Annotated in this window: 19 protein-coding genes; 8 read left to right on the plus strand and 11 right to left on the minus strand. The window is 69.7% G+C overall.

What is annotated here, in order from left to right:
- Positions 1-316 precede the first annotated feature (316 nt).
- Genes IJ15_RS0103400 through IJ15_RS0103415 form a run of 4 tightly spaced genes read left to right on the plus strand, consistent with a single transcriptional unit; the run spans position 317 to position 3,401 of the window.
- A complete protein-coding gene (locus IJ15_RS0103400; protein WP_031936941.1) occupies positions 317-1,648 on the plus strand; it encodes a flavin-containing monooxygenase in 1,332 nt (443 codons plus the stop codon).
- The gene (locus IJ15_RS0103405; RefSeq protein WP_031936942.1) at positions 1,645-2,451 is read left to right on the plus strand and encodes an SDR family NAD(P)-dependent oxidoreductase; all 807 of its coding nucleotides are present in this window, start codon (positions 1,645-1,647) and stop codon (positions 2,449-2,451) included. Before IJ15_RS0103400 ends, IJ15_RS0103405 begins: the two co-directional genes overlap by 4 nt.
- Positions 2,452-2,488: 37 nt before the next feature.
- Positions 2,489-3,178 carry a rhomboid-like protein gene (locus IJ15_RS0103410; RefSeq protein ID WP_051918473.1) on the plus strand — a complete coding sequence of 230 codons (690 nt, stop codon included), beginning with the start codon at positions 2,489-2,491 and terminating at the stop codon, positions 3,176-3,178.
- A gap of 10 nt (positions 3,179-3,188) precedes the next feature.
- Positions 3,189-3,401: a DUF4287 domain-containing protein gene (locus IJ15_RS0103415; RefSeq protein WP_031936944.1), complete on the plus strand. Its 213-nt coding sequence runs from the start codon at positions 3,189-3,191 to the stop codon at positions 3,399-3,401.
- 9 nt (positions 3,402-3,410) lie between these two features.
- Here IJ15_RS0103415 and IJ15_RS0103420 read toward each other — a convergent pair whose 3' ends face one another.
- From IJ15_RS0103420 to IJ15_RS24820, 4 genes are read right to left on the minus strand one after another with little or no spacing between them, the layout of a single operon-like run.
- Positions 3,411-4,094: a sterol desaturase family protein gene (locus IJ15_RS0103420; protein WP_031936945.1), complete on the minus strand. Its 684-nt coding sequence runs from the start codon at positions 4,092-4,094 to the stop codon at positions 3,411-3,413.
- Positions 4,091-4,825, minus strand: a complete 735-nt coding sequence (locus IJ15_RS0103425) for a FadR/GntR family transcriptional regulator (RefSeq protein WP_031936946.1) — start codon at positions 4,823-4,825, stop codon at positions 4,091-4,093. Before IJ15_RS0103425 ends, IJ15_RS0103420 begins: the two co-directional genes overlap by 4 nt.
- 59 nt (positions 4,826-4,884) lie before the next feature.
- Positions 4,885-5,151 carry a hypothetical protein gene (locus IJ15_RS26620; protein ID WP_231569407.1) on the minus strand — a complete coding sequence of 89 codons (267 nt, stop codon included), beginning with the start codon at positions 5,149-5,151 and terminating at the stop codon, positions 4,885-4,887.
- A gap of 9 nt (positions 5,152-5,160) precedes the next feature.
- Positions 5,161-5,715: a DUF6226 family protein gene (locus IJ15_RS24820; protein ID WP_231569408.1), complete on the minus strand. Its 555-nt coding sequence runs from the start codon at positions 5,713-5,715 to the stop codon at positions 5,161-5,163.
- Positions 5,716-5,791: 76 nt separating this feature from the next.
- Between IJ15_RS24820 and IJ15_RS0103435 the strand changes: the two genes are divergently transcribed.
- Together IJ15_RS0103435 and IJ15_RS0103440 are read left to right on the plus strand one after the other, a co-directional pair.
- Positions 5,792-6,022, plus strand: a complete 231-nt coding sequence (locus IJ15_RS0103435) for a cold-shock protein (RefSeq protein WP_031936947.1) — start codon at positions 5,792-5,794, stop codon at positions 6,020-6,022.
- 15 nt (positions 6,023-6,037) lie between these two features.
- Entirely contained in the window at positions 6,038-6,790 is a 753-nt protein-coding gene (locus IJ15_RS0103440) for a hypothetical protein (RefSeq protein WP_031936948.1), read from the plus strand.
- Positions 6,791-6,884: 94 nt separating this feature from the next.
- Here IJ15_RS0103440 and cobJ read toward each other — a convergent pair whose 3' ends face one another.
- From cobJ to cobG, 3 genes are read right to left on the minus strand one after another with little or no spacing between them, the layout of a single operon-like run.
- Complete coding sequence (gene cobJ / locus IJ15_RS0103445) at positions 6,885-8,372, minus strand: precorrin-3B C(17)-methyltransferase (protein ID WP_031936949.1); 1,488 nt, start codon at positions 8,370-8,372, stop codon at positions 6,885-6,887.
- 8 nt (positions 8,373-8,380) lie between these two features.
- Entirely contained in the window at positions 8,381-9,007 is a 627-nt protein-coding gene (locus IJ15_RS0103450) for a precorrin-8X methylmutase (RefSeq protein ID WP_031936950.1), read from the minus strand.
- Between the two features lie 19 nt (positions 9,008-9,026).
- Positions 9,027-10,166, minus strand: coding sequence for a precorrin-3B synthase (gene cobG / locus IJ15_RS0103455; RefSeq protein ID WP_031936951.1), 1,140 nt, complete (start codon positions 10,164-10,166; stop codon positions 9,027-9,029).
- 208 nt (positions 10,167-10,374) lie between these two features.
- Here cobG and cobN point away from each other — a divergent pair, with 208 nt between their 5' ends.
- Positions 10,375-13,974, plus strand: a complete 3,600-nt coding sequence (gene cobN / locus IJ15_RS0103460) for a cobaltochelatase subunit CobN (RefSeq protein ID WP_031936952.1) — start codon at positions 10,375-10,377, stop codon at positions 13,972-13,974.
- 9 nt (positions 13,975-13,983) lie between these two features.
- On the opposite strand, the gene IJ15_RS0103465 is transcribed toward cobN, so the two are convergent.
- Positions 13,984-14,625 carry a dihydrofolate reductase family protein gene (locus tag IJ15_RS0103465; RefSeq protein ID WP_031936953.1) on the minus strand — a complete coding sequence of 214 codons (642 nt, stop codon included), beginning with the start codon at positions 14,623-14,625 and terminating at the stop codon, positions 13,984-13,986.
- 156 nt (positions 14,626-14,781) lie between these two features.
- Here IJ15_RS0103465 and IJ15_RS0103470 point away from each other — a divergent pair, with 156 nt between their 5' ends.
- Positions 14,782-17,106 (plus strand): FHA domain-containing protein, encoded by a 2,325-nt coding sequence (locus IJ15_RS0103470; RefSeq protein WP_031936954.1) that lies wholly within the window; start codon positions 14,782-14,784, stop codon positions 17,104-17,106.
- On the opposite strand, the gene IJ15_RS0103475 is transcribed toward IJ15_RS0103470, so the two are convergent.
- From IJ15_RS0103475 to IJ15_RS0103485, 3 genes are all read right to left on the minus strand, one after another.
- Positions 17,101-18,177, minus strand: coding sequence for a metallophosphoesterase (locus IJ15_RS0103475; RefSeq protein ID WP_031936955.1), 1,077 nt, complete (start codon positions 18,175-18,177; stop codon positions 17,101-17,103). The genes IJ15_RS0103470 and IJ15_RS0103475 overlap by 6 nt on opposite strands.
- A gap of 138 nt (positions 18,178-18,315) precedes the next feature.
- Positions 18,316-18,978, minus strand: coding sequence for a response regulator transcription factor (locus IJ15_RS0103480; protein ID WP_031936956.1), 663 nt, complete (start codon positions 18,976-18,978; stop codon positions 18,316-18,318).
- A gap of 37 nt (positions 18,979-19,015) precedes the next feature.
- Positions 19,016-20,200: a sensor histidine kinase gene (locus IJ15_RS0103485; protein WP_081880552.1), complete on the minus strand. Its 1,185-nt coding sequence runs from the start codon at positions 20,198-20,200 to the stop codon at positions 19,016-19,018.
- Between the last annotated feature and the right edge of the window lie 12 nt (positions 20,201-20,212).

The raw sequence follows: 20,212 nt of genomic DNA on the forward strand, positions 1-20,212 counted from the left end.
CCGGTCGGGGGAGACGCGATCGGGGAGCGGCGTTCCTTCCGGCCCCAGGGCTGTTCACCCGGGGCCGCCGTCCGCATCCGGCGCCGCGCCCGAAGTCACCTGCCGCCCGCGCAATCGCGTCCGCCAGAGGTCATTTCGGGCGCGGCGCCTTCCGGCTAGAACTTCGTGCGGGACGGAACCGTGGGGATTCCCGAATTTTCCTGCCGCGGCCCCGGACATCTCGACTCCCAACCAGACTCGCCTAGCCCACAACTCAATTCACCGCCTCGACGAGAGGGGCCGGGTTGAATGTGCGGGAACGGAAGGGGAACGATCGATGGATCGGGTATGCATCGTCGGAGCAGGGCCGGCGGGGTTGTCGGCAGCGCGGGCATTTCGGCGGCTGGGGATCGAATACGACCAGTTCGAGCGGCACAGCGACGTGGGCGGGATCTGGGATCTCGACAACCCGGGGACCCCGATGTACGAGTCGGCGCATTTCATCTCGTCCCGGACGATGTCGGGGTTCCACGACTTCCCGATGCCGGCCTCGTTCCCGGACTACCCGGGGAACCGGGCGATCCTCGACTACACGCGCAGCTTCGCGCGTGCGTTCGGCCTGTACGAGTCGATCCGGTTCGGGACAGCCGTCGACGATGTCGCCCCCGACGGCGACGGCGACGGCTGGTCGGTTCGACTGTCGACCGGTGAACGGCGCCGCTACCGCGCCGTCGTGTGCGCGACCGGCGTGACTTGGCAGCCCCGCATCCCGGATCATCCGGGCGCTTTCGACGGCGAGATCCGGCATGCGGTGTCGTACCGCGGGATCGACGAGTTCCGTGGCAAGCGGGTGCTGATCGTGGGACTCGGCAACTCGGGTGCCGACATCGCGTGCGACGCGGCCGTCTCGGCGTCCGAGGCCGTCGTCAGTGTCCGGCGTGGCTATCACGTGATCCCGAAGCACATCCTCGGAACGCCGACTGACGTGTTCGCCGAGAAGGGGCCGCGGCTGCCGATTGCACTCGAACGTCCGCTGCTGGCCGGCGTGCTGCGCCTGCTCCAGGGCGACCTGACCCGGCTGGGTCTGCCGCGGCCCGACCACAAGCTGCTCGAATCGCACCCGCTGCTCAACAGTCAGCTGGTGCACCACCTCCAGCATGGCGACGTCGCGATCGTCCCGGACGTCGCGCGGTTCGCCGGTCCTCGGGTCGAGTTCACCGACGGGTCGAGCCGGGAGATCGACCTGGTGCTGTACGCCACCGGATACGACTGGACGATCCCGTACGTCCGGGAGTCGTGCTTCGACTGGCATGCGGGGCGGCCGCGCCTGTATCTCACGGCGTTCAATCCCAAGCACCGGAACCTGTTCGGGGCCGGCTACCTGGAGACCAACTCCAGTGCGTACACGCTGTTCGACCAGGTGACGAACATCCTGGCCCAGTACCTGCACGACCAGGACCACAATCCGTCCCGCGCGGCCGCGTTCGATCGCCGGATGGCGACGGACCGGCCGGACCTGAGCGGCGGCATCTCCTTCATCGGCACGGACCGGCACAGCGCGTACGTCGATTCGCACGCCTTCCGGGACTACCTGGCCCGGGTGCGCGGCGAGTTCGGGTGGACCGACCTGACGCCCGGGATGTTCGACCGGGTCCGGGTCGCCGCGTGAGCCGCGCCGTGGTCACCGGTGCGGCCGGTGCGATCGGTGCGGCGATCTGTCGGGGCCTGGCGGCGCGCGGGTTCGACGTGGTCGCGGTCGATGTCGACACTCGTGGGTTGACGGCGGTGGCCGACGGTGGATCCGGGCGGATCAGCCCGCACCCGTGCGACCTGACCGTTCCGTCGGATGTGCGAGCGCTGGTGGAGTCCACGGTGGGGGAGTGCGATCTGCTCGTCCACGTCGCGGGGGTCGTCGTCACCACGCCGTTCGAGCGTGTCACCGAGGACGAGGTGGACCGCGAACTCGGCGTCAACCTGCTCGCACCGGTGCAGTTGACGCGGGCGCTGTACCCGACGCTGCAGGTATCGCGTGGACACATCGTGGCGGTCGTGTCGATCGGAGGGATGCTGCCGCTCGCGGAGAGTCCGGGGTACAGCGCGTCGAAGTTCGGCCTGCGGGGCTTCCTGCTGGCGCTCGCCGCCCGGACACCGGACACCGGTGTGCGCGTCAGCATCGTCAACCCCGGGTCGGTGGACACCCCGATGCTGCGACACGAGGCGGCCACCGGCGGGTCGGCGCTGAACTTCCTCGGGACACCGCTGCCGCCGCAGCGCATCGCCGATCGGGTGCTGGCGCTGGTGGACCGCCCGCGGGTCGAGACCAACCTGCCACGATCCGACGGCTGGATGGTGAAGGCGGGCATGCTGGTGCCGGGCACGATGCTGCGGGTGCTGCCCTGGATCGCCCGACTCGCCCGCGGAAACCTGCGGCGCTACCGGGACCGCCACGGAATCGAGACGATGGTCGACTGAGGCGATACCCGGGCCGGTTCGGGTCCATACTGGTTCCGTGGATGCCGTGCAGCGGTTCCGGTGGTCGCAGATTCCCGCTGCGGCATGGGGGTATGTCCGCCGGGCACCCGGCACGTTCGTGTGGCTCGCGATCCTCCTCGTGACGAGCATCGTGATGCACCGACTCTCGCCCACAGCACTCGACGAGGTGCTGGGCAACCGCTCGACCAACCTGCACCACCTGCAGGAGGATCCGATTCGCGTTCTCGTCACGAGCGCGTTCTGGCTCGCGGGTGGGGGCTGGTTCGGGTATTTCGTGCTGTTCAATCTCTTTCACGTCCCGGTCGAACGGTGGTTGGGGACGTGGCGGTGGTTGACGGTCGCGGTGATCGCGCATGTCGGCGCGACGTATCTCAGTGAAGGGGTCCTGTATCTGGCGATCCGGCACGGCCAGGCGCCGGAGTCCGCGGTGAACACCCTCGACGTGGGCGTCAGCTACGCGTTGGCCGGCGTCACCGCGGTACTCGCCTACCGGATCGCGCCGCCGTGGCGGTACTTGTACGTGGCCGGGGTGCTGCTGGTCTACGGGCTGCCGCTGCTCGGCACGCTGACGTTCACCGATATCGGGCACTTCAGCGCCGTCCTCATCGGCTTGGCGTGTTACCCGCTCACCAGGGCCCGGCCGGGCACCTGGGATCCGGAGGACTGGGCGAGCGGAATCAGGGCGCGTGTCGTGGCTCGGCGGTAGCGTGCCGTGCATGACCGAACCGGTGAAGGGTCCCGCGTCCTATTTCCCGTCGATCGAGAAGAAGTACGGCAAGCCGATCAGCGAGTGGCAGAGCCTGATTCGTTCGTCGGATCTGACCAAGCACATGGAACTGGTCAACTGGCTGAAGACCGAGCACGGACTCGGCCACGGCCACGCCAATGCCCTCGTCGCGCACACCTTGAAGGAGGACGTGGCGGGCTGATCGGTGCGACTACGCGCCGGCGACGTCGAGTCCGTGTAGCCGCTTCGCGGTGGGGGATTTCTCGACGGTGTCGGGGTCCGGTTCGGTGCCGAACACCCGGTCGGCGGTGCCGGACGTGGTGACCGTGAACCAGTAGTGCTCGTTGCGGTAGTGGTGGTTGCGGTGGTGCCGCCACGTCGCCTTGTACAGCGCGGTCTTCGGCTTGTAGTCGGTGTGGATGAGGAAGTGCGTCCACTCGTAGCCGAGGCCGAGCGCGGTGATGACGATGAGGAACGTCAGCCCGAGTTCGATCCGGGGGAAGACGATCACCGCGACTGCGAGCAGCAGCGGCGCCAGCCACGCGAACACCGGTGCCGGGATGAAGTCCAGCGGGATGTTCCGGGGATCGCCGTGGTGCGCGCGGTGTTTGCGCGCGAGCAGTGGGTCGATGGTCAGCCCGGCGACGCGTTTGGGACGCCAGTGCAGGATGAACACGTGGATGATCCACTCCAGCACCGGGAAGAACGCGAGCATGACCAGGGGCACGAGTGCGTCGGCCCAGGTCCAGCCGCCCAGCGCGACACGGGTGCTCAGGGCGCCGACGAAGAGGGTGGCGATGATCCACGGGCTCGGGTGGCGGACGAACTCGCGGAGCGCGGCCCCGAGGGTGACGTTGCGCCCGAAGGCCGGCGAGTCTGCGCGGGTGGTGGTCATGTGTCCTCCTGGGACGCGTCCCGCGCGGCGTCGAGCGCGCCGCCCAGGAGTGCGGTCGTCGGCTCGAGCAGGGCGTGCGCCGCGGCGAAGGCGCCGTCGGGATCACGGCGACGGACGGCGTCGGCGATCGCCCGGTAGCGGTCGACCTCGCTCACCTCGGCAACCATCACCACCGCGAGGGCGTCCAGCATCGGTTCGTATGCGGCGCGCAGGGTGTTGAACATGAGCCGGAAGGTGATCGAGTCGGCGCCGTCGACGATCAGGTCCCAGAAGTCGAGGGCGATGCGCTGTCGGACCACGGGATCGTCGTCGGCGGCGAGTGCGTCCGCGACGGCGTCCAGGGCGTCCGCGGTACCTTCCGGCGCGCGCAATGCCGCCAGTTCCGCGACCTTCGGGCCGTTCCACAGCCTGGCCTCGAGGATGCTGTGGGCCACCGCCGGATCGATGTTCCCGCCCCGGACCAGCAGTTTCGGGAGCAGATCGAGCCCGCCGCGCCGGCGCAGGTCGTTGACGACGGTTGCGCCGCCCTGCCGGATGTCGACCAGTCCCAGCGCGGCAATCCGGCCCAGCGCCTCCCGCACCGCCGGACGCGACACCCCGAGTTCCTCCGCCATCCGCCGCTCGCCGACCAGCGTCTCGCCGGGTGCCGGACTGCCCGCGACGACGCTGTCGAGGAGTTGGTCGAAGACGTCATCGGGGATCGACCTGCGGCGCACCGGTGTGAGATCCATGTCACAACGCTAGGGCGGTACCGGCGATGTGGTCAAGTGGTCAGACCAGCATTCAGCATTCATCGGGACCGGTAGCGCTGCGCACTTCCCGGGGGTCCCTCGCGGCGCAGCAGTCGATTCAGCACCGCGCCCGCAATCGCGCGTCCGGGATGGTGAGTCTCGATCTCGGGCGGAATGGAGCGCGCGGTCCAGTTCGCGGGCCACGGCGCGGCCGTGAACGATGTGGATTCGTCGAGGTTCCGGACCGTGCCGCCGTGACCGCCGAATGATGTCCGAATCGAGGAGTGGTCGGCAGCGACGTCGACCCGGAGGGACCCGTCGACCACCGACAGCACCTACCTGTCCATCTCCTCGAGCAACGCGGCGGACCCGCGATCGCACGCGTCGCATCCGCAATCGGGAATCTCCGCCAACGTCACGGCCGGGTCGCCCGCCGCGACCGAGACGGTGAAGATGTGGTTCCTGTCCACCGGGGTGTGCGTCGTCAGCACCAGGGGGACTGCACCGTCGGCCACGGGCTCGAGGACGGTGTCGGCACCACCGGACTCCATGGGACGAAGCGCCCAACTCACCTGGGCTGCTTCTCGCGCCCAGCCGCGGTCGAGGAGAACCGTCGTCCACGCTTTCGCCCGGGCCACCACGATCAAGAACTTCTCCGGGTCGGTGAGTCGCTCGTACGCTGCCTCGTCCGGCGCGGCGCCGCCACCGTACGGGTTCGGCCACCCCGGTGTGTCCGTGCCGGTGATCGCGAACGCCGCATCGACGTCGACGAGCAGTTCGCAGATCTCCGTCGAGAGCACTGATGCATCTGCACCCCAGCCGGTTTCGTGCATGCGGCGAATACGGTCGTTGTAGTCGTCCCACCACGGTGTTCCCGGATCGCCAGCCACCGCAGGGACGGTACCCGTTCGTGCGCATCGCGCGTCTGCGCGGTTCCGTCGGCGCCGAGATGGCATCGTCGGCGTCATGAGCAGCACGACAGGGACGGTGCGGGACTGGAACGACCTGGAGGGGTGGGGCGTCATCGATTCGGCCTCGACGCCCGGAGGGTGCTGGGTGTTCTTCAGCTCCATCGACGGCACGGGATACCGAACCCTGACGGTGGGGGACACCGTCGTCTTCGAATGGGAGCAGGCCACCGATCAGGACGGCTATCGGTACCGAGCCACGCGGGTGACGCCGCCTGGCCACCGGTAGGGGTGGGATGGAGCTATGGAGCGATCAGACAGGGACGGCCTCGACTGGAATGAGCGCGGACTGCGCATGGTTCGCGACGTCGATGCCGGGCAGTGGATCGTCGACCGGGTGCACGGCTTCGATCACACGGTCGCGTCGTTGCTGCCGCCGAACTTCGCGGCATACGCCCGCATCTTCCATCCGGCGGCGACGGCTGGCGGCCGGTCCGTGCGCTGGGCCGAGGTCGCGGCGGCGAACGGTACAACGGTGCATCCGGTCATGGAGTGGGGGTCGATCGTCGGTACCTGGGACGCCCCGGGTCAGCCTGGCGTGTGGGATGACGAACCGTCCCAGGGGTCACTGCCGCCGCCGACCGCCCGCACCCTGACCACGATCCTCGGCCGCTTCACCGGCACCCCCGAGACGTGTTGGTTCGGGCACTGGGAGGGCTCCGGTGAGGTCTCCGCACCCTCCGACCACCGACGGCTTCTCATGCCGGCGCGGGACATGGTGCTGTTCACGGGGACCCTCGACATGGCGGACACCCAGTTCGGTGCAACCCGAGAGTTTCCGGCAGGGACGAGCGCGCACCTGTGGTGGCCCGACGACCACGCCTGGTGTGTGGCGACGGACATCGACCTCATGTCCACCTACCTCGGCGCCTCCGAAGCGTGCGTCGCCGCAGTGCTGGCCGAGGAGGAGCTCGAAGCCCTCCCGGCACACGCCGACCAATCGCTGACCTGGGACAGCGACACCGTCAACCCGCTGCCGCCGGAACCCGACAGCTGATCCGCGCCATCCCCTGAACGGGAGTTCACGGCACGCAATCCGAGTGAAAGCGTGCCGTGAACTCCCGTTCAGTGGATGGGTGGGGTGCGGGGCGTCAGGCCGGGTAGTGCCGCGGGGTGAAGACCCGTGTCCCGGAGTCGTGCTCGACGACCGTCGTCTGGGACGAGCCGACGATCAGCAGGCAGCGCATGTCGACGTCGGAGGGGTCGAGGTCGGCGAGGCGGACGATCTTGATCGACTCCTGCGGGCCGGCGATGTCGCGGCCGATGATCACCGGGGTGTCGGGGGAGCGGTGTTCGAGGACGAGGTCGCGCATCGCGGCGACCTGCCACGTACGGGACTTCGATGCCGGGTTGTAGACGGCGAACGCCATGTCGGCGCTCGCGACGGCCGAGACGCGCTGAGCGACGATGTCCCACGGCTTGAGCCGGTCGGACAGCGAGATCATCGCGTAGTCGTGGCCGAGTGGGGCTCCGACCCGGCTGGCGACGGCGTGTGCGGCGGTCATCCCGGGCAGGATCCGGACCGGGACGTCGCGCCACTGGTCTTCGGCGGCCACCTCGAGCACCGCGGCGGCCATCGCGAACACCCCCGGGTCACCGGACGACACGACGACCACGCGGCCGCCCTGCTTGGCCATGTCCAGTGCCATCGCGGCACGCTCGGCCTCGACGCGGTTGTCGCTAGCGTGGCGGCGCTGTCCCGGCCGGACCGGCACCCGGTCGATGTAGGTGGTGTAGCCGACCAGGTCGGTGGCCTGCGCCAGTTCCCGGCGGACCTCCGGTGTGGTCCACTCCTGGTCGCCCGGTCCGAGACCCACGACGACCACCTCGCCGGCCGCCGGTGCGGGGGCGGTGCGGTTGTTCGACGGGCTCGGGACGACGACGATCGAGAAGTACGGCACGTCCGCGTCGGCGACCTCGTCGGCGGCGGCGACGCGCTGGCGGGCGGTGCTGGCGCGTTCGACGTAGCGAGCCTCGTCGATCCGGCCGGCGTCCTTCAGTGCTTGGCGCACAGCCGGGTACGTGCGCCCCAGCTTCATGATCGCGGCGGCGTCGGTCTCGCGGAGGCGTCGGGTCAGTTCGTCCTGCGGCAGGGTGCCGGGCAGGACGGTGAGCACTTCCTCGCCCTCGACGAGCGGTTCGGCCAGGGCCGCGGAGGCGGCGTTGACGGCGGTGACGCCGGGGATCACCTCGGCCTCGAACCGGTCGGCCAGACGCTTGTGCATGTGCATGTACGAGCTGTAGAACAGCGGATCGCCGGCCGCGAGCAGCGCGACACTGCGCCCCGCCTCGAGATGCGCGGCCAGGCGGGCGGCGGCCTGCTCGTAGAACTCGTCCATCGCGCCCTGGTAGCCGCCGGGATGGTCGATCGTCTCGGTGGTGACCGGGTAGATCAGGTGTTCCTCGATCTGCCCGTCCCGCATGTACGGGGCGGCGACCCCGCGGGAGATGCTGCGCCCGTGCCGGGCACTGTGGAAGGCGACGACGTCGGCCTCACCGATCACCCGTGCCGCCTTGACCGTCACCAGTTCGGGATCGCCGGGGCCGATGCCGACACCCCACAGTTTTCCGGCACTCATGCTGTCGCTCACTCGATCTCGCTTGCGATGGCGTTCAAGGCGGCCGCGGTGATCGCGCTGCCGCCGCGGCGGCCCCGCAGCATCAGGTGCGGCAGGGCGGCGGGATGCTCGATCAGCGCTTCCTTGGATTCGACCGCACCGATGAACCCGACGGGTCCGCCGACGATGGCGGCGGGCCGCGGCGCGCCGGCCTCGATGAGATTGAGCAGGTGGAACAGTGCGGTGGGCGCGTTGCCGATCGCGACGACGGCGCCGTCGAGTTTGTCGCCCCACAGCTCGAGCGCGGCCGCCGAGCGGGTGTTGTCGATGGCCTTCGCGAGGACCGGTGTGCGCGGGTCGTCGAGCATGCACAGCACGTCGTTGTCACGGGGCAGTCGCTTGCGGGTGACTCCGGCGGCGACCATCTTCGCGTCGCACAGGATCGGGGCGCCGCGGCGCAGGGCCTCCCGGGCGTCGGCGACCACGTTCGGGGTGAACGCGATGTCGTCGACCAGATCGACCTGACCGGTCGCGTGGATCATCCGGACCACGGCCTGCGAGACGTCGGCGGGGAACCGCGTGAGGTCCGCCTCGGCGCGGATGGTGGCGAAGGACTGGCGGTAAATCTCCGCACCGTCACGGATGTAGTCGATCATGCGCCACACGATAGAGGCATCAGGAACCCGCGTTTTCCACCCGGTAACCCTCGGGTCCCGCGACGACGTCTGTTATCTCGCCGCGGGGTCGGCCGCACTTGCGATCGCACCCCGACCAGTGCTGACGGCCGCCGTCGGGCAGGTCGTCGCCCTCGATCGCGGCCCGCGCGTCGGCCCGGACATCGGTGTGGGACTTGGCGCAGCCCGGCTGCCCGGCACACGCGCTGACCTGCAGGTACGGTGAGTTCTCGTCGAAGATCAGGCCCATCGGCGCGAGGACCCGGACCACCTGTTCGGCGGCCCCCTCGTCGAGGTCCGGCACGAGCAGCGAGCGCCACGGGGTGACGATGATCGGGCGTTCGACGGCGGTGAGGAACTCGGCGAGGCGGGCGGGCAGCGTGCCGAACGCGAGTCCGCCGGCGAGTGTGACGCGGCCGTCGGGCTGGTCGAGCCAGCCGATCGGTCCGCGTTCGACGGCGGCGGGGAGCTGCACCGGGTCGCCGTACTCGAGGCCGAGACGCTCGAGGACCTGCTCGGTGCCGCCCGGCACCTCGTTCAGCCGCCACGCCTCGCCCCGGATCTCGCCGAACGTGCGCGCCGCCGCGAGCAGCACGCCGACGGCATCGGGTCCTGGCACCCGCGCACCGGTGTCCGCGCCGGCGAGGACCAGTGCGAACCGTCCGTCGTCGAGGACGTGCAGACCGAAGTCGCCGCGCAGGCCCGAGATGTCGCCGGTGCCGTCGTCGAGCGTGAACAGCGTGCGTCCCGGCAGGTCCGCCAGCGCCGGGTCGTCGCACAGTCGACGGTCGAGTTCGCTGACCAGTCCCCGGACGTCGGCGCGGCCGCCGATCCGCCCCGACAGCGGGGAGGCGAGGATGTTGCGCACCCGCTCATGGGTGGTCGACGGCAGTAGGCCCGCGTCGGCGATGCGTCGGGCGAACTCGTCCGGGTCGGTGACCGCCCGCAACTGGACGTTGCCGCGGGAGGTCAGTTCGATCTCGCCGTTGCCGATCTGGCCCGCCGCGGCCGCGAGGGCCTGGAGCTGGGCCGATGTGATGACACCGCCCGGCAGACGGACGCGGGCGAGCGGGCCGTCGGCGGCCTGGTGGACCTGCAGGGCACCCGGGCACTTGTCCGGGCCGGAACGTGGAGATGGCACGTCTCCAGGCTAGAGAAGTGCTGGGACGGGTGCGCAAACGAGTGACCGGTAGGATCACCGGCGACCGCGGCAGAAGAGGAAACCGGTGAGATTCCGGGCGGTCGCGCCACTGTGAAAGTCAGACCCTCTCCTGCCGCACGAACCGTTCCCGAGAACTTCTCTCGCCGGAACCTTGCCGTGGGGCGCGAAACCCCAGAAAGGCTGCACAGTGATCCTGCTGCTGTCGACCTCCGATACCGACCTGCTCAGTGCCCGCGCGAGCGGCGCCGACTACCGCTGGGCCAACCCGGCCCGCCTGCTCGTCTCGGAGGACCTGCCCGCGCTGCTCGACGGCGTGGACCTGGTGGTGGTGCGCATCCTCGGTGGCCGGCGCGCGTGGGAGGACGGCATCGACGCGGTGCTCGCATCGGGGCTGCCGACGGTCGTCCTCGGCGGCGAGCAGGCCCCCGACGCGGAGCTGATGGAGTGCTCGACGGTGCCCGCCGGCATCGCGGCCGAGGCGCACACCTACCTCGCGGAGGGCGGCGCCGACAACCTGCGTCAGCTGCACAACTTCCTGTCCGACACCGTGCTGCTCACCGGGCACGGCTTCGAGCCCGCGGTGCACCTGCCGAACTGGGGTGTGCTCGAGCGCGCGTCCCGCCCGGCCGACGGTCCGACCGTCGCGGTGCTCTACTACCGCGCGCAGCATCTGGCCGGGAACACCGCGTACGTCGAGGCGCTGTGCCGGGCAATCGAGGACACCGGCGCGAACCCGCTGCCGATCTTCTGTGCGTCGCTGCGCACCGCGCCCGCCGACCTGCTCGACACGCTGCGCCGCGCCGACGCACTGGTGGTGACCGTGCTCGCGGCCGGTGGCACCAAGCCCGCGAATGCGCAGGCCGGCGGCGACGACGAGGCGTGGGACGTGGCGCAGCTCGCCGCCCTCGACGTCCCGATCCTGCAGGGTCTGTGCCTGACGAGCAGTCGCGCGGACTGGGAAGCCAACGACGACGGCATGTCTCCGCTGGATGTGGCGACGCAGGTCGCGGTCCCCGAGTTCGACGGCCGCCTCATCACGGTGCCGTTCTCGTTCAAGGAGATCGACGCCGACGGGCTCACCGCGTACGTGCCGGACGCCGAGCGGGCCGCCCGCGTCGCCGGGATCGCGGTCCGGCACGCGCGGCTGCGGCGGATCCCCAACACGGACAAGAAGATCGCGCTGATGCTGTCGGCGTACCCGACCAAGCACGCCCGCATCGGCAACGCCGTCGGCCTGGACACCCCGGCCAGCGCGATCGACCTGCTCACCGCGATGCGCGAGCACGGCTACGACCTCGGGCCCGCGGACGGCGACGACGCGCTGCCCGGTCTGGCCGCGCAGGACGGTGACGCGCTGATCCACGCGTTGATTGCCGCGGGCGGTCAGGACCCGGACTGGCTCACCGCCGAGCAGCTCGAGGGCAACCCGATCCGCATCTCCGCGGCCCGCTACCGTGAGTGGTTCGCGACGCTCCCGCAGGACTTCCGGGACGGTGTCGAGGAGCACTGGGGTGCCGCGCCCGGCGAGCTGTACGTCGACCGCTCGTCCGATCCCGACGGCGAGATCGTCATCGCCGCGATCCGGGCGGGCAACGTCGTGCTGATGGTGCAGCCGCCCCGCGGCTTCGGCGAGAACCCGGTCGCGATCTACCACGACCCGGACCTGCCGCCGAGCCACCACTACCTGGCCGCATACCGCTGGATCGCGGCGGCGACGGATGCTGGAGGCTTTCAAGCCGACGCGATCGTCCACCTCGGCAAGCACGGCAACCTGGAATGGCTGCCCGGCAAGACGCTGGGCATGTCGGCGTCGTGCGGCACCGACGCCGCCCTCGGCGATCTGCCGCTGATCTACCCGTTCCTGGTCAACGATCCCGGTGAGGGCACACAGGCCAAGCGCCGCGCCCACGCCACCCTGGTCGACCATCTGATCCCGCCGATGGCCCGTGCCGAGTCCTACGGCGACATCTCCCGGCTCGAGCAGCTGCTCGACGAGCACGCCAACATTTCGGCGCTGGACCCGGCGAAGCTGCCGGCGATCCGCCAGCAGATCTGGACGCTGATGCGTGCCGCGAAGATGGACCACGACCTGGGCCTGACGGAACGCCCCGACGAGGACGTGTTCGACGACATGCTCATGAACGTCGACGGCTGGCTGTGTGAGATCAAGGACGTCCAGATCCGCGACGGCCTGCACGTGCTCGGCAAGGCCCCGGAGGGCGACGCCGAGGTGGAGTTGGTCCTCGCGATGCTCCGGGCCCGGCAGATGTGGGGCGGCGAGCAGACCGTGCCCGGTCTGCGGGAGGCCCTGGGCCTGAGCGAGGCCGGTGACGAGGACCGCGGGCGCGTCGACGCGGTCGAGGCGCAGGCCCACGCGCTGATCGCCGCGCTGGCCGAAACCGACTGGGATCCGGCCGTCGTGGACGGGCTGCACGACGACGACACCGTCCGGCAGATCCTGCGGTTCGCCGCGACCGAGGTGGTGCCGCGACTGCGGCAGACGTCCGGCGAGATCGACCAGGTGCTGCACGCCCTGGGCGGCGGCTTCATCGCCGCCGGCCCGTCCGGGTCGCCGCTGCGCGGGCTGATCAACGTGCTGCCCACCGGCCGCAACTTCTACTCCGTGGACCCCAAGGCGGTGCCGTCGCGGCTGGCGTGGGAGACCGGTCAGGCGATGGCCGAGTCGCTCGCCGCCCGCTACCGCGCCGACCACGGCGAATGGCCGCAGTCGGTGGGCCTGTCGGTGTGGGGCACCTCCGCGATGCGCACGTCCGGTGACGACATCGCCGAGGTGTTCGCACTGCTCGGGGTTCGCCCGGTGTGGGACGAGGCGTCGCGCCGCGTCACCGGCCTCGAGGTGATCGACCTCGCCGAACTGGGCCGCCCCCGCATCGACGTCACCGTCCGGATCAGCGGATTCTTCCGGGACGCGTTCCCGCACGTGCTGGCCCTGCTCGACGACGCCGTCCGCCTGGTCGCCGGCCTCGACGAATCGCCCGAGGACAACTACGTCCGGGCCCACGCGCAGGCCGACCTGGCCGAGCACGGCGACGACCGCCGCGCCACCACCCGCATCTTCGGCTCCAAGCCCGGCACGTACGGCGCCGGCCTGCTGCAGCTGATCGACTCGAAGAACTGGCGCGACGACGCCGACCTCGCGCAGGTGTACACCACGTGGGGCGGCTACGCGTACGGCCGCGGCCTCGACGGCGTCCCCGCATCGGACGACATGCGCAGCGCGTACAAGCGGATCGCGGTGGCGGCCAAGAACACCGACACCCGCGAGCACGACATCGCCGACTCGGACGACTACTTCCAGTACCACGGCGGCATGGTCGCCACCGTCCGCGCGCTGACGGGCAAGTCGCCGGAGGCGTACATCGGTGACAGCACCCGTCCGGACGCGGTCCGCACCCGGACGCTGTCGGAGGAGACCGCGCGCGTCTTCCGGGCCCGCGTGGTGAACCCGCGCTGGCTCGAGGCGATGCGCCGCCACGGCTACAAGGGCGCGTTCGAGATGGCCGCGACCGTCGACTACCTGTTCGGGTACGACGCGACCACCAACGTCGTCGCGGACTGGATGTACGAGAAGCTCGCCGAGACGTACGTCCTGGACGAGCAGAACCGCAAGTTCATGTCCGAGTCGAATCCGTGGGCGCTGCACGGCATCTCCGAGCGACTGCTCGAGGCCGTCGAGCGGAACATGTGGGAGGAGCCGTCCCCCGAGATCCTCGAGGGTCTGCGTCAGGCGTACCTCGAGACCGAGGGTGAGCTCGAGGGCGAGTAGGCCGACAGGCTACTTTCGCCAGAACAGGTGGTGGGTCACCCCGCTCGGACTGAGCACCGTTTCCATCTGGAAACGGTCGAGCAGTTCGTCCGGGGTGTCCCACAACCGCAGTCCGGTCCCGAACGTGATCGGGGAGACGGCCACGTGCATGGTGTCGACGAGGTCGGCATCGAGGAACTCGCGGATCGTGGTGACCCCGCCGCCGAGTCGGACATCCTTCCCCTGCGCCGCCGTCCGCGCCTGCTCGAGAATCTCGGCCGGTGCACCGTCCACGAAGTGGAACGTGGTCTCGCCGCGCGTGATCGACGGCCGCGGGTGGTGGGTCGCGACGAACACCGGCGTGTGGAACGGCGGCTCCTCACCCCACCAGCCCTGCCATTCCAGGTTTTCCCACGGGCCGCGCTGGGGTCCGAACTTGTTGCGGCCCATGATCTCGGCGCCGATGTTCCGGGCGTAGTCGCGGGTGATGTAGTCGTCGAGGCCGCGGCTGCCGCCGGGGTCGGTGCGCATGGGCCAGCTGGCGGTGGCCCCGGCCCACGCGAACATCCCACTGTGGTCGAGGCCGAACGGGTTCTCGAAGGTCTGGTTCTCGCCGCACGCGACGCCGTCGCTGGAGATGTTGAAGTTCTGGACCCGAAGCAGCTGACTCACGTGGCACTCCGCTCTCGAAGGTGGTGGTACGAGAAGACAGACTCGCCGCATCGACGAAACTCGTCGTGACACGGTTTCCGGTGTCGGATCCCGGGGCGTGGATGCGACCATGGAGGAGTCGAACTCTACGCCTGATGCTGACCGGAGGCCGTGGCGATGGACGACCGGACGAGAAGTGACCACCCACGGGTCGTGGTCGAGACCGAAAACGGCCGCAGAAGCTTCGGTGCGGGCACAGCGGTCCGCATCGGCCGGGACCCCCAGTTCGAGATCACGATCGTCGATCCTGTGGTGTCGCGCGAGCATGCGCGACTCAGGTGGGACGGGGGATGGCGGCTCGTCGACTCCGGCAGCAAGAACGGGATCTACGTCGACGGCGAACGCCGCGACGAGGTCCCCGTCACGAGCGCCGTCCTCGTCCGCCTGGGCGACGCGGTCGAGGGGCCCACCGTGCGGATCTCGATCGAGGATCCCGACGCGACGCTGCAGGACGTGGGCGGTCGATGGGACGAGTCGACGATCGAGGTGGGAGGATCGGTCGCCCCGCCCCCGGCACCGCACGAGATCGCCCCCGCGGGAGCCCTCACGATCGGACGTTCCCCCGACAACGACGTCGTCGTCCGGGATGTGCTGGCCTCACGTCGTCACGCGATGGTCCACGCCGTGCCGTCCGGCCTCGAACTCGACGACCTGGGGAGCGTCAACGGAACGTTCGTCGACGGTGCCCGGGTGACGCGCGCACGGCTGAACGACGGCGACGTCGTCACCATCGGCAACACCGACTTCAGCGTGCAGGACGGCCGTCTCGTTCCACGGCAGGCGACCGCCCCGACCGCCGGCGGTCTACGCGTGGACGGCGTCGGACTCACCATCGAAGGTGGGCGGCGACTGCTCGAGGACGTCACCTTCACGGCGGGCCCCGGCACTCTCACCGCGGTGATCGGGCCCTCCGGCGCGGGAAAGACCACCGTCGCCAAGATCATCTCCGGGGCGGAAGGCCCGACGGAGGGCGTCGTCGAGTTCGACGGACGCAGCGTGCACACCGACTATTCGGTACTGCGTTCCCGCATCGGCATGGTCCCTCAGGACGACGTCGTCCATCGGCAGCTGACCGTCCGGCGGGCCCTCGGCTACGCCGCGGAGCTGAGACTGCCGCCGGACACCACCAGGGCCGACCGCGACGAGGTGATCGCCGGGGTGCTCGACGAACTGCAACTGACCGAGCACGCCGACACCCGCGTCGATCGACTCTCCGGCGGGCAACGCAAACGCGCCTCGGTCGCGCTGGAGTTGCTCACGGGCCCGTCCCTGCTCATCCTCGACGAACCGACCTCGGGTCTCGACCCCGCGCTCGATCGACAGATCATGTCGACGTTGCGCCGCCTCGCCGACTCGGGCCGCGTCGTCGTCATCGTCACGCATTCGCTGTCGTACCTCGAGATGTGCGACCAGGTCCTCCTCCTCGCTCCCGGCGGCAAGACCGCGTATGTGGGACCGCCCGACCGAGTCGGGAGCACACTCGGCAGTACCGACTGGGCCGACATCTTCGCCCGCGTCGCCTCCGACCCCGACGGGGTGTTCGCCGAATACCGCGCCACCCGCACGGTGGCGGAGGTGCCACCAGCGGCGCCCGGGCCGCTCGGCACGCCCGCGCACACCTCGAGACGTAGGCAGTTGAGCACCGTCGCCCGCCGCCAGGTTCAGCTGATCCGCGCCGACCGGGGTTACCTGATCTTCCTGTCGCTGCTGCCTTTCGTGCTCGGCGGCTTGGCTTTGCTCGTGCCGGGCGACACCGGGTTCGGGCAGTCCGGTGCCGACGTGTCCGGCGAACTCACCCAGATCCTGGTGGTGCTGATTCTCGGCGCCGCCTTCATGGGCTGTTCACTGACCATCCGCGACCTGGTCGGCGAGCGCATGGTCTACCAGCGCGAACGCGCCGCCGGGCTGCTGCCGTCCGCCTACCTGACGGCGAAGATCGTCGTGTTCTGCGCCGCCGGCATCGTGCAGTCGGTGATCATGGTGCTGATCGTCTACGTGGGCAAGGGTTTCCCGGGCCACGGCAGTGTGCTCCCGTCGGGCTCCGTCGAACTGATCGTGGACATCGCCGCCACCACCTGCTGCTGCGTCGTGCTCGGGCTGGCGTTGTCGTCGGTGGCGCGCTCGAGCGAGCAGGTGCTGCCGATGCTGGTCGTCACGATCATGGCGCAGCTGGTGATGTCCGGAGGATTGATCACGATTACCGGACGCGCCGTGCTCGAACAGGTCGCGTGGCTCTTTCCGTCACGCTGGGGGTTCGCGGCGGCCGCCTCGACGGTGGACCTGGTCACGAACGCCAGCGGCACCGAGCCGGACACGCTGTGGCAGCACACCGGATCGTGGTGGCTGCTCAGCATCGCCATGCTGGTGCTCATCAGCTGCGTGCTCGCGGTCGTCACCTACAGTCGGCTCCGGCTGCGCCGCCGGACCGCAAAGAGCCTATAGCCGCCGGTCGAACGCGAGCGTCGGTGCCGCAGTCGAAATGTCCACGGTGTACGCCCGCAGCCGCACCGAGTCCGCCGACAGGTCCATGGTCATGAAGCCGACGTCGTCGAAGTTCTGGTAGAGATTCGCGCGCTCGGGACTCGTGGACTTGCCGTGGCTGTTCTTTCCGGTGGCGCCCGAGACGATCTGCCGGGTGCCCTTGGATTCGACGGTGGGATCGAGGACCTGCAGCGAGTGGTCGTGTCCGGACAGGACGAACTGGCACCGCCCGACGACGTGGTCCTCGTAGAAGCGTTTGGCGTGGATGCCGTTCATCGGTTCGAGCGGGATACCGTCGTACTCCCCGGCGTCGCCGTGCGAGCCGTTGCTCAGGTACGGGTGGTGGGTGCAGGCGATCTTCCACCTGGCGGGGGACTCGGCGATCGCGCGATCGAGCCAGGCGCGTTGCTCGTTCATGAACTGGCCGTGCGGCATCCAGTAGTCGACGAACAGCGGCGGCAGGTACGCGGCGAGGGGATTGAGGTCGAGCACGAAGAACTCGACGACCGGGTTCTCCTCCGGCACGCGCACCGAGTAGTAGCGGCTGGGCATCCACCATCGACGGGAGGTCCGGTGGTAGGCCACCTCGTCGTCGCCGCGCAGCAGCCAGCCGCCGTCGCCGGGAAACACCGCGGTGTTGTCGTGGTTGCCCAGCACCATCACCCATGGGAAGTCCAGTCCGTGATTGGGGTCCTCGAACTTGGTCGCGAACTGGACGTCGCCGTCGCCGTGGGGCCCGGACTCGTAGATGTTGTCGCCGAGGCCCAGCGCCATGCCGAACGGTTCCGCCGCGTGCACGGTGCGGATCGCGTCGGCGACGGCCCACTGCGCCGGGGTGCCGGTGCCGGCGTCGCCGGTGACCAGGACCCGGACGGCGGAGCCGGTGGGGAATGGGTGCTTGCCGCCGGCGGGCACCGCTCCCGGGACAGCGGCTGCGGCGGTCGGCGCCAGCGCGGCCAGCGAGACGGCCGCACCGGTCATGCCGGCTGTGGTGAGGAAACGGCGGCGGTCGATCGGGTTGAACTCGGTCACGGGTGTCCTCGTCGATGTCCAGGATGTCGAAAAGTCCATCCCAGCAAACAGGACGAGGAGTCGGCGAACGCTCGAAACAGCGATATCTCCACCGATATTCACGAAACGTTCAATCGGTCGACTGCTGGACGGTGCTGATCAGTGGTGGTCGAGCCACGTGAGGATCGCCTTGACCCGGCGGTTGTCCTCGCCGGGCGGCAACCCCAGCTTGAGGAAGACGTTGGCGACGTGCTTGCTCACCGCGGCCTTCGACAGGAAGAGCGCGTCGGCGATCTCCCCGTTGGACTTACCCTCGGCCATCAGCGCGAGGACCTCGCTCTCCCTCGCCGTCAGCCTGCCGAGCGGCCCCGACGAGGATTCCGGCCGGGTGACGTGACGCACCACTTCCGGGTCGACCACGACGCCGCCGGAAGACACCGTCTCGACGGCGCGCAGAAAGTCGCCGACGCGGCCGACCTTCTCCTTGAGGAGATAGCCGACACCGTCGGCGCCGGGCCCGTTGAGCAGTTCCTTGACGTACGGCCCGGTGACGTAGGCCGACAGCACCAGAATCGGCAACTCGCGATGGCGCGCCCGCAGATCCATCGCGGCGCGCAGGCCGTCGTCGGTGCCTTCGGGCGGCATCCGCACGTCTGTGATCACCAGGTCGGGCAGCTCACCCACGGAGGCCATGGCGTCGACGGCCGACACCAGTGAGGGCGCGTCGTCACACTCGCGCACCACGTCGTGCCCGCTGGCCGCCAGGATCTCCTTGATCCCGGCCCGGATGAGCGGGGCATCGTCGGCGAGCACGATTCTCATGGCTTCACAGTTCCTCGTCGTGCTCGGATCCGAATCTTCACCACGGCGGTTCGGCGGGGGCCGTCACCACCACCGTAGTTCCCACACCGGCCGGACTCACCACCCGGATCTCGCCGCCGACACTGCGCATCCGCTCCCGCAGACCCATCAGCCCGGTGCCACGTCCTTCACCGAGTTCGACGCCGCCACCGCCCTCGTCGACGATCCTCGCCGTCACACCATCGGGGTTGCAGCGGAGCTCCACTCGGACGTGGTCGACCCCGGCATGTTTGACGACGTTGGTGAGCGCCTCCGAGATCGTGAAGTACATCGCGCCCGCGATCGGGGCGGACAGCGACGAGTCGTCGCCCTCCGTCACGAACTCGACGGACAGCGGCGATCGGGACACCAGTTCGCGCACGGCCGCCACCAAACCCAGATCGCTCAGATCCCGAGGGTGGATGCCGCGCACCGTCTCACGCAACCGTTCCAGCGCACGCTCGGCCTGAACATGGGAACGCGAGGCCAATTCCCTGAGGCGTTCGTTGTCGGCGCCGGACTCGGCGGCCGCCTCCAGCATGCCGAGACTGAGCACGACCGCGACGAGGTCCTGTTGCGCTCCGTCGTGCAGGTCCCGCTCGATGCGCCGCCGCTCCTGTTCGAACGCTTCGGTCAACGACGCACGACTGCTGCGGAGGTCGCGAAGCTGGGATTGAAGATCGCGGTCGCGCTGTGTGGAGAAGCCGAGCAGCGTCACGTCGCGCAGCGACGAGATTCCCGCCAACAACGCCGCCGTCACCACCGCCAACACGAACCCGAAGGGCACCGCGGCGACCGACTGCCCGGCCGACGAGGGTATGAACGGACCCGCCTGCGCTGCGATACCGAACGCCCAGAACACGGGGGAGAACACGAGAGCCAACGCGCCGATGAAGCCGAAGAACGCGATCAGGAGCGAGAACACCGACAGCACGACGGCCACCAGCAACACCGGCAGGTCGGTGCGCCACAGCCCCGAAGTCCGCACCCGTGCGCGAATCCAGCGCCACCACGATTCGTCCCTCGGACGCAGCGGCTCGCTCGCCGCGCCGCACGCGCGGGCGCGCATGCGGTCGAGTTCGGCGACCACCACCGCGGTGATCGGCAGCAGCGGCACCAACACCACACCGACCAGCAGGAACGGTAGGAGCGCCGCGGCGGCCATCTCCAGCACCACCCGGCGGCCCAAGCGTGAGGACGACATGGCATCGAACTC

The sequence above is a fragment of the Prescottella defluvii genome, from assembly GCF_000738775.1.
Classification (GTDB): Bacteria; Actinomycetota; Actinomycetes; order Mycobacteriales; family Mycobacteriaceae; genus Prescottella; species Prescottella defluvii.